Source organism: Clavibacter sp. (assembly GCF_014802555.1).
In the GTDB taxonomy this organism is placed as follows: domain Bacteria; phylum Actinomycetota; class Actinomycetes; order Actinomycetales; family Microbacteriaceae; genus Clavibacter; species Clavibacter sepedonicus.
This window is the reverse complement of record NZ_JAAVCB010000054.1, coordinates 19,317-31,819: the sequence shown is the minus strand read 5'-3', so window position 1 is coordinate 31,819 and position 12,503 is coordinate 19,317. Positions and strand designations below refer to the sequence as shown.

The following is a 12,503-nucleotide window of genomic DNA, read 5'->3' as shown; positions in this document are numbered from 1 at the left end:
CGACGGGCGCCGCGATCGTGGTCGTCCTGCTCCTCGCCGCGGCCTTCGCGCCCGGCCTCGTCGCGCCCGGCGACCCGCTCGCCATCGCCCCCGCCGAGGCGTTCCGCGCGCCCGGCGCCGGGCACCTCCTCGGCACCGACGAGTCCGGCCGCGACGTCCTCACGCGCGTCGTGCACGGCGCCGGCCCGAGCCTCGTGATCGGCGTCAGCGCGACGGCCATCGGCCTCGGACTCGGCGCGGTCCTCGGACTCGCCGCCGCGCTCCTCGGCCGGGTGGCCGACTTCGCCGTCAACCGCGTCATCGAGGTGGTCTTCGCGTTCCCGGGCCTGCTGCTCGCGCTCTTTCTCATCGTGATCCTCGGACCCGGCATCGGCAGCGCCACCCTCGCCGTCGGGATCTCGGCCGCGCCCGGCTACGCGCGCATCATCCGCGGCCGGGTCATGTCGGTGCGCCGCTCGGCGTACGTGGAGGCGGCCACCGTGCTCGGCCGTCCCCCGCTCGTGGTGCTGGCGCGCCACATCCTGCCGAACACGGCCGCCCCGCTCCTCGTGCTCGGCACGCTCGGCGTGGGCCAGGCGATCGTGTGGGCGTCCTCCCTCAGCTACCTCGGTCTGGGCACGGTGCCGCCGGATCCCGAGTGGGGCGCCATGCTCGCGGCGGGCCGCACCTACATCGGCTCGGCGCCGTGGCTCACGGTCGTGCCAGGCCTGATGATCGTGCTCACCGCCACCGCGTCGACGATGCTCGGCCGCACGCTCGAGCGACGGGTGCGCGGATCGTGAGCGGCGGATCCGGACAGGATGCGCCCGCGCCCGCCATCCGCGTCGAGGACCTCCGCGTCTCCTTCGGCGGCGTCCCCGTCGTCCACGGCGTCTCGCTGCGGATCGCGCCGGGCGAGTGCCTCGCGCTCGTCGGCACGTCCGGCTCCGGCAAGAGCGTGATCGCGAGGAGCCTCCTCGGCCTCGCCGGACCGGGCGCGGACGTCCAGGCGGACGCCCTCGAGATCGCCGGTCGCGACCTCCGCGGCGCGGGCCCGCGCGAATGGCGGCGCGTCCGGGGATCCGGCGTCGGGCTCGTGCTGCAGGACGCCCTCTCCTCGCTCGATCCGCTCCGTCCCATCGGCCGCGAGATCGGCGACGCCCTCCTCGTCCACGGCATGCGGGACCCGCGCGCCCGACGGGCGCGCGTCCTCGAGCTGCTCGAGCGCGTCGGCATGCCGGATCCGGAGGCGCGCGTCCACCAGCGCTCCGGCGAGCTGTCGGGCGGGCTGCGGCAGCGGGCGCTGCTCGCGGCCGCCCTCGCGCTCGATCCGCCGCTCCTCGTCGCCGACGAGCCCACGACCGCGCTCGACGCGACCGTGCAGGCGCGCATCATCGACCTGCTCGCGGACCTCCGCACCCGCGGCCAGGCGACCCTGCTCGTCAGCCACGACCTCGCGGTCGTCGCGCGGCTCGCCGACCGGGTCGCCGTGATGCACGACGGCCGCATCGTCGAGGAGGGCCCGACCGCACAGATCCTGCGCGCACCCGCCCACCGCAGGACGCGCGCGCTCGTGGCCGCCGTGCCGACGGGCGTGCCGCGCGGCGTCCCGCTGTCGGAGGCCCGGCTGGAGGCGGCCGCCGAGTCCCCGGAATCGAGCGCAGCGCCGCACGCGGACGACCGCGTCGTCCTCCGCGCCACCGGCCTCAGCCGCTCCTACAGGGGCCCGGCGGGATCAGCCCGCACGGCCGTCGACGACGTCTCCCTCCAGGTGCGCCGCGGGCGAACGCTCGGCCTCGTCGGCGGATCCGGCTCCGGCAAGACCACGGTCGCCCGCCTGCTGCTCGCCCTCGAGGAGCCGGACGCGGGCGTCGTCACGCTCGACGGCGAGCCGTGGAGCGGCATCCCGGAGCGCGCGCGCCGCGGCCGACGCGCGCGCGTCGGCGCCGTCTACCAGGATCCGCTCGCGTCCTTCGACCCGCGCTGGAGCGTCGACCGGATCCTCCGCGATGCCCTCGACGTCGCCGGCCTGAGCGGACCGGACGTCCGCGACACCCCCTGCACGCTCCTCGCGCAGGTGGGCCTCGAACCCGCAATCCTCCGCCGCAGCCCCGCGCGGCTCTCCGGCGGCCAGCGTCAGCGCGTCGCCATCGCGCGCGCCCTGGCGGCCCGCCCCGACCTCCTCATCTGCGACGAGCCCGTCTCCGCGCTCGACATCGCCGTGCAGGCGCAGGTGCTCGACCTCCTCGACGAGCTGCAGCGCCGGCTGGGCCTCGGCATCCTCCTCATCTCGCACGACCTCGGCGTCGTGGCGCACATGAGCGACGAGGTCCACGTGATGAGCGAGGGGCGCGTCGTGGAGAGCGGATCCGCCGCCGACGTCCTCACGCGGCCGACGCACCCCGTCACCCGGGCGCTGCTCGACGCCGTCCCGCGGCTGGACGAGGGCGTCGCGCCGCGGTAGCCGCCCGCGCGCCCGGCGTCAGGCCCCCGCGTGCCGGTCGAGGAACGCGTACAGCTCGCGATCGTCCACCCCGGGGAAGGATCCGCGCGGCAGCGGCGCGAGGATGTGCGCGTGCAGCCGCGCGCTCGGCCACGCGCGGTCGCGCCACCGTCCGGCGTCCTCGGGATCCGCGCGCCGGCAGCACGACTCGTCCGGGCACCGCGACACGCTCCGCGCCGTCGTCTCCCGGCCGCGGAACCACTTCGCGTGCGCGAACGGCACGCCGAAGGAGATCGAGTACTCGCCCTCCGCGGTGGATCCCGTCTGCGTCGAGCACCAGAACGTGCCCGCCGGAGTGTCCGTGTACTGGTGGAACTCGGTCGTGCGGTTGGTGCGGTCGAACGCGCCGCGCGCCGCCCACTCCCGGCACACCGGCTGTCCCTCGACCGCGCCGGTCACGTCGACCGGCAGCGGCAACCCGTCGTTCTCGTACGCCTTGTAGACCGCGCCGTCGCCGCCCACCCGCAGGAAGTGCACGCGGAGGTCGAGGTGGGTGGTGCTGATGTTCGTGAGCCGGAGCGCCGCCGCCTCGTGCGTCACGCCGAACGCGTCGCGGAAGTCCTCGACCGCGAGGTCGCGCCGGGCCTTGGCCTCCGCCAGGAACTCCACCGACTGCGTCAGCGGCATGAGGCAGGCCGCGGCGAAGTAGTTGATCTCCAGCCGCTGCCGCAGGAAGTCCGCGTAGCTCGCGGGCTCCTCGTGGCCGAGGACGCGATGCGCCATCGCCTGCAACGCCATCGAGCGGAGACCGTGACCGCCGGGGATGGAGGCGGGCGGCAGGTAGATCCGCCCCTCCCCGAGGTCCGTGACCGAGCGCGTCGACCGCGGCAGGTCGTCCACGTAGATGAGCTCGAACCCGAGCCCCTCGGCCATGCGGCTGACGCTGCGGTGCGAGAGCGCCCCGCTCCGGTGGCCGACGTCGGCGAGCATGCGCTCGGCCAGCTCCTCGATCTCGGGGATGTGGTTGTCGCGCTCGCGCATCATGAGCCGCTGCTCCGTGTTCGCGCGCCGGGCCTCCTCGGGCGTCGCGATCGACTCCCGCGCGCGCCGCGCGAGCTCCCGGTGCAGCCCCACGAGCGCCTCGAGCGTCTCCTGCGGGAGCGCCCTGCTCGCCGGCACCGCCGGGAGGCCGAGCGAGCCGTACAGCGACGAGCGCTGGGCCCGGTCGAGCTCGATCTCGAGGGCCGAGCGGGCGTCCGGCGCATCGGCCGCGAGCAGGTGGGTGACATCGACGTCGAGCGCGCCCGCGATCCGCCCGAGGGTCGACAGCCGCGTCTCGCGCCGACCGTTCTCGATCATGCTCAGCTGGCTCGGCAGGATCCCCGCCCGCTCCCCCAGCGCCTGCAGCGTGAGCCCGGCGCCCTTCCGCGCGTGCCGGATGCGCCGGCCGATGACGAGCTGGTCCATGCATTCACCTCTCCGTGAACATCGGCGCATCTTCACGTCGATGGATCCCCGAACCCCATCCTGACGGGTTGCAGGCTGGAACAACAGACCGATCGAAGGGGACGGATCCATGACCAGCATCCAGGACGCACCACCTGCCACCACCACCGGCCGCGCACGCGCCGCCGCCGCCTCGCCCGCATCCGGTGCCCTCGCGCCCGAGTCAGTCCCCCTCCCGCCCGGCACCGCAGCCCCCGCGCACTGCCGCGACCTGCGCATCGCGGAGTGGGTCGCCGAGGTCGCCCGCCTCACGCTCCCCGACCGGGTCGTCTGGTGCACGGGCAGCGTCGCCGAGTACGACCGCATCACGCGCGAGATGGTCGACGCGGGCACGCTGATCCGGCTGAACCCCGAGTGGCGCCCGCACAGCTTCCTCGCGCGCAGCGACCCGGCCGACGTGGCGCGCGTCGAGGACTGCACCTTCATCTGCTCGCGGGACGAGGCCGACGCCGGCCCCACGAACAACTGGCGCGACCCGGCGCGGACGCGCGCCGAGCTCGACGGCCTCTTCGCCGGATCCATGCGCGGGCGCACCCTCTACGTCGTCCCGTTCTCCATGGGCCCGCTGGGCGGCGCGATCTCGCAGCTCGGCGTGCAGATCACCGACAGCCCGTACGTCGTCGCGAGCATGGCGCTCATGACCCGGATGGGCGACGACGCGCTCCGCCTCATCGGCCCCGACACCACGTGGGTCCGCGCGCTGCACGGCCTCGGCGCGCCGCTGGTCGACGACGCCGGCCGCCGCACCGCCGACGTGCCGTGGCCGCACAACGTCGACAAGCGCATCTGCCACTTCCCGGAGGAGCGCGAGATCATCTCCTTCGGCTCGGGCTACGGCGGCAACGCGCTGCTCGGCAAGAAGTGCTTCTCCCTCCGCATCGCCTCGGCGATGGCGCGCGACGGGGGCTGGCTCGCGGAGCACATGCTCCTCATCCGGATCACGAGCCCCGAGGGCCGCCGCTTCCACGTCGCGGCCGCCTTCCCGTCGGCGTGCGGCAAGACGAACCTCGCGATGCTCACGCCCACGATCCCGGGCTGGACGGTCGAGACGCTCGGCGACGACATCGCCTGGCTCCGGCCCGACGTGCAGGGACGCCTCCGCGCCGTCAACCCCGAGCGCGGCCTCTTCGGCGTGGCGCCCGGGACGGGCGAGACGACCAACCCGGTCGCCATGTCGACCGTCTGGGGCAACGCCATCTTCACGAACGTCGCGCTCCGCCCCGACGGCGACGTGTGGTGGGAGGGCATGACGCCGACACCGCCCGCGGGTCTCCTCGACTGGCAGGGGAACCCGTGGTCGCCCGGATCCGGCACGCCCGCCGCGCACCCGAACGCCCGCTTCACCGTGGCGATCGAGCAGTGCCCGTCGCTCGCGGACGACTGGGACGACCCCGACGGCGTCGTGGTCGACGCGATCCTCTTCGGCGGCCGCCGCGCCACGAACGTCCCGCTGGTGGCGGAGGCGGACGACTGGGAGCACGGCGTCTTCATCGGCGCCACGATGGCGTCGGAGCAGACGGCCGCCGCCGAGGGCCGGGTCGGCGAGCTCCGCCACGACCCCTTCGCGATGCAGCCCTTCTGCGGCTACGACATGGCCGACCACTGGCGCCACTGGCTCGAGGTCGGGCGGGGCCTCGGCGACGGCGCACCCCGCGTCTTCCAGGTCAACTGGTTCCGCAAGGGCGAGGACGGCTCCTTCCTCTGGCCGGGCTTCGGCGAGAACGCGCGCGTGCTCGAGTGGATCGTGCGCCGCGTCGAGGACCGCGTGCCCGTCCGGTCGACGCCGGTCGGCGGCCTGCCCCTGCCGGAGGACCTGGACGTGGCGGGCCTCGAGCTCGATGCCGGGGCGCTCGAGGAGCTGCTGGCGCTGGATCCGGCCCTGTGGCTCGAGGAGCTCGACGCCGTGGACGCGCACTTCGCGCGCTTCGGCGGCCGGGTGCCCGCGGAGCTGACGGCCCGCCTCGACGCGATGCGCCGGGCCTTCCGGGAGACCGCGACGGCCGGGCCCGCCTAAGACCGCACGCCGTCGCGGAGGCGGATGCGCGGAGGCCGACCGCCCCCGCATCCGGCCTCCGCGCCCCCATCCGGTAGCGTGGATCCCGCACAGAAGGCACCTCACCATCGACACGGTGCCGTCCACACTGAGGGAACCGGAGCACGCATGGCTGACGAACGACGTCCGGACACAGCCGAGGGCACGACCGGAGAGGTCGCCCGGGTTCCCGACAAGCCGGCCCTCGAGGGCCTCGAGGCCAAGTGGGGCGGCCGCTGGCAGGCCGACGGCACGTACGACTTCCGCCGCGACGAGGCCGCCGCAGGCACCGTCTTCTCCATCGACACCCCGCCGCCCACGGCGAGCGGATCCCTCCACATCGGCCACGTCTTCAGCTACACGCACACCGACGTCATCGCCCGCTACCGCCGCATGCGCGGCGAGAGCGTCTTCTACCCGCTCGGCTGGGACGACAACGGCCTGCCCACCGAGCGCCGCGTCCAGAACTTCTACGGCGTCCGCTGCGACCCGACGCTCCCCTACGATCCCTCGTACCGGCCCTCGGAGACCGGAGGCACGTCGAAGCCGGCCGACCAGCAGCCGATCTCGCGCCGCAACTTCATCGAGCTGTGCGAGCGACTCACCGAGGAGGACGAGAAGCAGTTCGAGGACCTCTTCCGCACGCTCGGCCTCAGCGTCGACTGGCGCCAGAGCTACCGCACGATCGGATCCGAGGCGCAGGTCGCCTCGCAGCGCGCGTTCCTCCGCAACCTCGCCCGCGGTGAGGCGTACCAGGCCGACGCCCCCACCCTGTGGGACGTGACCTTCCGCACCGCCGTCGCGCAGGCCGAGCTCGAGGACCGCGAGCAGCCGAGCGCGTACCACCGCCTCGCGTTCCACCGCTCCGGCGGGGACGACGTGATCATCGACACGACACGCCCCGAGCTCCTCGCGGCGTGCGTCGCCCTCGTCGCGCACCCCGACGACGAGCGCTACCAGGGCCTGTTCGGCACCACCGTCACGACGCCCGTCTTCGGCGTCGAGGTCCCCGTGCTCGCCCACCACCTCGCGCAGCCCGACAAGGGATCCGGCATCGCCATGGTCTGCACCTTCGGCGACCTCAACGACGTCGTCTGGTGGCGCGAGCTGCAGCTGGAGAACCGCGCGATCGTCGGGTTCGACGGCCGCATCGTCTCCGAGGCGCCCGCCGCCATCACGTCCGACGCCGGCCGCGAGGCGTACGCCGCCATCGCCGGCAAGACCGTCTTCTCCGCGAAGGCCGCCATGGTCGAGCTCCTCACGGAGTCCGGCGAGCTCATCGGCGAGCCGCGCAAGATCACGCACCCCGTCAAGTTCTACGAGAAGGGCGACAAGCCGCTCGAGATCGTCTCCACCCGCCAGTGGTACATCCGCAACGGCGGCCGGGACGAGGAGCTCCGCGCAGGTCTCATCGGCCGCGGTCGGGAGATCGGCTTCGTGCCCGACTTCATGCGCGTGCGCTACGAGAACTGGGTCGGCGGCCTCAACGGCGACTGGCTCGTCTCCCGCCAGCGCTTCTTCGGCGTGCCGCTCCCCGTCTGGTACCCCCTCGACGCGGACGGCAACCCGGAGTTCGAGAGGGCCATCACGCCGACCGAGGACCAGCTGCCCGTCGACCCGTCGTCGGATCCCGCCCCCGGCTACGCGGAGGACCAGCGCGGCGTCCCCGGCGGCTTCCAGGGCGAGCTCGACGTCATGGACACCTGGGCCACCTCCTCCCTCACGCCGCAGCTCGCGGGCGGCTGGGAGCGCGACCCGGAGCTGTTCGACCTCGTGTTCCCGTTCTCGATGCGCCCGCAGGGCCAGGACATCATCCGCACGTGGCTCTTCTCCACGGTGCTGCGCGCCGAGCTCGAGCACGGCGCGGCGCCGTGGAGGACGGCCGCCATCTCCGGCTGGATCCTCGACCCCGACCGCAAGAAGATGTCGAAGTCGAAGGGCAACGTCGTGACCCCCGCGGCCACGCTCGAGCAGTTCGGCTCCGACGCGGTGCGCTACTGGGCCGCCTCCGCCCGCCTCGGCGTCGACGCCGCGATGGACCCGCAGAACCCGACACAGATCAAGATCGGCCGCCGGCTCGCGATCAAGGTGCTCAACGCGGCGAAGTTCATCCTGTCCTTCGAGGCACCCGAGGGCGCCCGCGCGACGCAGGCCATCGACGTGGGCATGCTCGCCGCCCTGGCCGAGGTCGTCGAGACCGCGACCACGGCGCTCGACGAGTACGATCACGCCCGCGCGCTCGAGGTCACCGAGAGCTTCTTCTGGACCTTCTGCGACGACTACCTGGAGCTCGTCAAGGACCGCGCGTACTCGGCCGACGCCGACCCGGCCGACCGGGGATCCGCGGTCGCCGCGCTCCGCGAGGCCCTCGACGTGCTGCTGCGCCTGTTCGCGCCCTTCGTGCCGTTCGCGGCGGAGGAGGCGTGGAGCTGGTCGCACGACGGGTCGATCCACACCGCCGCGTGGCCGACCGCGCCCACCCCGGACGCCCCCGCGTCCGGCGGCACGGCCGACCCGCGGCTCCTGGGCCTCGCCGGTCGCGCGCTGGTGGGGATCCGCCGCGCCAAGACCGACGCGAAGGCCTCCCAGAAGACGCCCGTCGCGGAGGCCGTGGTCTCCGCCTCGCCCGAGGACATCCGCTCGCTCGAGCTCGTGGCGCGGGACCTCCGCGCCGTGGGCCGCATCACCGACCTGACCTTCACCGAGGGGGACGGCCCCGCCGTCGCCCGCATCACGCTCGCCCCCGTCGAGCAGCCCGAGGAGAACCGCGCATGACCATCTCGATCCGCCCCGTCCGCGACGGCGACTTCTTCCCCTGGTTCGACCTGTTCTCCGGCTACGCCGAGTTCTACGGCACCGAGCTGACGGACGAGAGCGCGGTCCTCGCCTGGAGCCACCTCATCGACGACGCGCACGCGAGCTCCGCGCTCGTCGCCGTCGACGACGCGCACGAGGGCGCCCTCGTCGGCCTGGCGCACTTCCACCGCTTCTCGCGCCTGTCCCGCGGCACCGACGGCCTGCTGCTCGACGACCTGTACGTGCGCGAGATCTTGCGCCGCCAGGGTGTGGGCGAGCAGCTCATCGCCGCGGTCGCCGACGTCGCGCGCCGCGACGGGGCGAGCATGCTCCGGTGGATCACCGCGGAGGACAACGCCGACGCGCAGCGCCTCTACGACCGGGTCGCCCGCCGCACCACGTGGGTCACCTACGAGCAGGACGTCTGATGCAGCTCGACACCCGCTGGCCCGTCGGCGGCGACGCCCCGGCGGACCTCCCCGAGGTCGTGATCCTCGCCGTCACGACCGTCGAGTCCGACGTGGTGGCGCTCGACGCCGACACCTCGCAGTGGCGTTGGACGCTCACCTGGCTCGAGCGGAAGCCGGTCGTGGAGCTCGACGACGGAACCGTGATCCGCTACGACCCGGTCGAGGACGCGGCGACGATCACGATCCCCGGCGAGAGCACCGACGACCCCTTCGACGACTGACACGCGCCGCGTCGCACGCGGACGCATGACGAGGCCCGCCGGACGACGCGTCCGGCGGGCCTCGTCGCATACTGCGGCGGCTCAGCGCCGGGCGAGGATCTCGCCATGCGGCATCGCGAGGAAGCCGTCCTCGTCGGCCGCCCACTCCTGCCAGCCGGCGCGGATGGCCTGCAGGTCGTCGTCCGTCGCGAAGCCGCCCTCGCGCGCCTGGCCCGCGAACGACGACGCGACCGCCCGGTCGGCCCACGCGCCGCCCCACCAGGCCCGCTCGTCGTCCGAGGAGAAGCACCACACCGACGCGCTCGACGCGATCTCGGTGAAGCCCGCCTGGCGCGCCCACGCCTTGAGGCGGGATCCCGCGTCCGGCTCGCCGCCGTTCGCCCGGTGCACGGGCAGGTACACGTCGGCCCAGAGCCGCAGGCCGTCCGACTCGGGGAACAGCGCCACCTTCGAGTAGATGACGTCGCGCGCCGCAACGAGCCCGCCCGGCCGGGTGACGCGGCGCATCTCCTCCAGCGCGCGGACGGGGTCGCCGACGTGCTGCAGCACCTGGTGCGCGTGCACGACGTCGAACGAGGCGTCCGCGTAGGGCAGCTCGTACACGGATCCCGTGACGAACTCGACGTTCGCCGTGCCCCGGCCCTCGGCCAGCTCGGACGCCTGCCGCACCACGTCCTCGGACATGTCGAGGCCAACGACACAACCGGGCGCGACGATGTCGGCGAGCTCCACGGTGATCGTCCCGGGTCCGCTGCCGACGTCGAGGACGTCGAGCCCGGGGCGCAGGTGCGGCTCCAGGTAGGAGGCGGAGTTCCGGACGGTCCGCGCGCTGTGCACGCGGAGGACGCTCTCGTGGTGGCCGTGGGTGTATCGCTCGCTGTTCACCCTCCGAGCCTAGGTCGGCGCCCGGCCTAGGCTCGCCGTATGACGACGCCCCCGAATCCCTTCCTCGAACCGAGCACCCTCCCCTACGGCATGCCCCCCTTCGCCGACATCCGAGAGGAGCACTTCCGTCCCGCGTTCCAGGCCGGGATCGCCGAGCACCTGGCCGAGGTCCGCGCCATCGCCGACTCCCCCGAGCCGCCCACGTTCGAGAACACGCTCGTCGCCCTGGAGCGCGCCGGGCGCACGCTCGACCGGGTCGGCCACGTCTTCTTTACGCTCTCCTCGGCCGACAGCTCGCCCTCCACGCGCGAGCTCGACGCCGAGATCGCTCCCGAGCTCGCCGCGCACGAGGATGCGATCCGGCTCGACTCAGCCCTCTACGCGCGGATCCGCGCCGTGCACGACACCCGCCACGAGTCGGGCCTCGACGCCGAGTCCGTGTACCTCGTCGAGCGCTACCTCGCCGAGTTCACCATCACCGGCGCGGGCCTCGACGACGAGGCCAAGGCACGCCTCCCCGACCTCAACCGCCGCCTGTCCGTCCTGACCACGCGCTTCGAGTCGAACCTGCTCGAGGACACGAACGACCTCGCCGTCGTCGTCGACGACCCGGCGCAGCTCGACGGGCTCGGAGCGGGCGCGATCGCGGCCGCCGCGCAGGCCGCCGCCGACCGCGGCCTCGAGGGGAAGCACCTCATCACCCTCGTGCTGCCGACCGGTCATCCCTACCTCTCGCAGCTCACCGACCGGGCGCTCCGCCAGCGGATCCTCGCAGCGTCGCTCGCCCGTAGCGCCCGCGGCAACGCGCACGACAACCGCCCGCTCGTGCTCGAGATCACCCGCCTCCGCGCCGAGCGCGCCGCCCTCCTCGGCTTCCCGAGCCACGCGGCCGCGGTCACGGCCGACCAGACCGCGGGGACCCCTGAGGCCGTCGCCGACATGCTCGGTCGACTCGCCCCCGCCGCGGCGCGGAACGCCCGCGCCGAGGCCGTCGAGCTGCAGCGCGTGATCGACCGCACGCAGGAGGAGCTCGGCGAGCCCTCCTTCGAGCTCGCGGCCTGGGACTGGGCGTTCTACAGCGAGAAGGTCCGCACCGAGCGCTACGACGTCGACACCGAGCGCATGCGCCCGTACCTCGAGGCCGACCGGGTGCTCCGCGACGGCGTCTTCCGTGCGGCCACCGAGCTCTACGGCGTCACCTTCGCCGAACGCGACGACATCCCCGCCTACCACCCGGACGCGCGCGTCTTCGAGGTGCGCGACGAGGACGGATCCCCCGTGGGCCTCTACGTCCTCGACCTCCACACGCGCGACTCGAAGCGGGGCGGCGCGTGGATGAACCCGCTCATCTCCCAGAGCGCGCTGCTCGACACGCCTACGGTCGTGCTCAACAACCTGAACGTGCCGAAGCCCCCGGCCGGCCAGCCGACCCTGCTCAGCTACGACGAGGCGAACACCCTGTTCCACGAGTTCGGCCACGCGCTGCACGGCCTCTTCGCGCGCGTGACCTACCCGCGGTTCGCCGGCACCAACGTGTTCCGCGACTTCGTCGAGTTCCCGAGCCAGGTGAACGAGATGTGGATGCTGTGGCCCGAGATCCTCGCGTCCTACGCGGTGCACCACGAGACGGGCGAGCCGATGCCGGCCGAGCTGGTCGCCGCCGTCCAGGCATCCAGCGCGTTCAACGAGGGCTTCCTCACGTCCGAGTACCTGGGCGCCGCGCTCCTCGACCAGGCGTGGCACCGGATCGGCGTCGACGACGTCGTCGAGGACGTGGACGCGTTCCAGGCCGAGGCCCTCGCGGCCGTCGGCCTCGACGTGCCTGCGGTCCTCCCCCGCTATGCCTCGAGCTACTTCCAGCACACCTTCGCGGGCGGCTACGACGCGGGCTACTACTCGTACATCTGGAGCGAGGTGCTCGACGCCGACACCGTGGAGTGGTTCCACGAGAACGGCGGCCTCACCCGCGCGAACGGCGACCGCTTCCGCTCCCGGCTCCTCGGCGTCGGCGGATCGAAGGACCCGCTGGAGGCGTACCGCGACTTCCGTGGCCGCGACGCCGTGATCGAGCCGCTGCTCGAGCGCCGGGGCCTCGCCGACTGACCCGGACGCCATACGACGAGAGCGCCGCGCCCCTCACGGGGTGCGGCGCTCTCGTCGTGCGGCTGCGG

9 protein-coding genes are annotated in these 12,503 nt (G+C 73.7%); 7 read left to right on the top strand and 2 right to left on the bottom strand.

Features of this window, described 5'->3' with window-relative positions:
- A partial coding sequence (locus tag HDR73_RS06070) for an ABC transporter permease (protein ID WP_287136290.1) occupies positions 1–782 on the top strand: 782 nt, incomplete at its 5' end.
- Positions 779–2,443 (top strand): dipeptide ABC transporter ATP-binding protein, encoded by a 1,665-nt coding sequence (locus HDR73_RS06065; RefSeq protein WP_012298884.1) that lies wholly within the window; start codon positions 779–781, stop codon positions 2,441–2,443. The genes HDR73_RS06070 and HDR73_RS06065, both read left to right, overlap by 4 nt.
- An 18-nt stretch (positions 2,444–2,461) precedes the next feature.
- Here HDR73_RS06065 and HDR73_RS06060 read toward each other — a convergent pair whose 3' ends face one another.
- A complete protein-coding gene (locus tag HDR73_RS06060) occupies positions 2,462–3,889 on the bottom strand; it encodes a helix-turn-helix domain-containing protein (protein ID WP_041464515.1) in 1,428 nt (475 codons plus the stop codon).
- 109 nt (positions 3,890–3,998) lie between these two features.
- Between HDR73_RS06060 and HDR73_RS06055 the strand changes: the two genes are divergently transcribed.
- The 4 genes from HDR73_RS06055 to HDR73_RS06040 all read left to right on the top strand — a co-directional run bounded on the left by HDR73_RS06055 (position 3,999) and on the right by HDR73_RS06040 (position 9,447).
- The gene (locus HDR73_RS06055) at positions 3,999–5,942 is read left to right on the top strand and encodes a phosphoenolpyruvate carboxykinase (GTP) (RefSeq protein WP_094146259.1); all 1,944 of its coding nucleotides are present in this window, start codon (positions 3,999–4,001) and stop codon (positions 5,940–5,942) included.
- A 147-nt stretch (positions 5,943–6,089) separates the two neighbouring features.
- Positions 6,090–8,735: a valine--tRNA ligase gene (valS, locus tag HDR73_RS06050; protein ID WP_012298881.1), complete on the top strand. Its 2,646-nt coding sequence runs from the start codon at positions 6,090–6,092 to the stop codon at positions 8,733–8,735.
- Positions 8,732–9,184 (top strand): GNAT family N-acetyltransferase, encoded by a 453-nt coding sequence (locus HDR73_RS06045; protein ID WP_012298880.1) that lies wholly within the window; start codon positions 8,732–8,734, stop codon positions 9,182–9,184. The genes valS and HDR73_RS06045 overlap by 4 nt, the downstream gene beginning before the upstream one ends.
- Positions 9,184–9,447, top strand: coding sequence for a hypothetical protein (locus HDR73_RS06040; protein WP_012298879.1), 264 nt, complete (start codon positions 9,184–9,186; stop codon positions 9,445–9,447). The genes HDR73_RS06045 and HDR73_RS06040 overlap by 1 nt, the downstream gene beginning before the upstream one ends.
- Positions 9,448–9,528: 81 nt before the next feature.
- Here the strand turns inward: HDR73_RS06040 and HDR73_RS06035 are convergent, their stop codons facing one another.
- The gene (locus HDR73_RS06035) at positions 9,529–10,332 is read right to left on the bottom strand and encodes a methyltransferase domain-containing protein (RefSeq protein ID WP_012298878.1); all 804 of its coding nucleotides are present in this window, start codon (positions 10,330–10,332) and stop codon (positions 9,529–9,531) included.
- Between the two features lie 39 nt (positions 10,333–10,371).
- Here HDR73_RS06035 and HDR73_RS06030 point away from each other — a divergent pair, with 39 nt between their 5' ends.
- Positions 10,372–12,435 (top strand): M3 family metallopeptidase, encoded by a 2,064-nt coding sequence (locus HDR73_RS06030; protein ID WP_012298877.1) that lies wholly within the window; start codon positions 10,372–10,374, stop codon positions 12,433–12,435.
- Positions 12,436–12,503 lie beyond the last annotated feature (68 nt).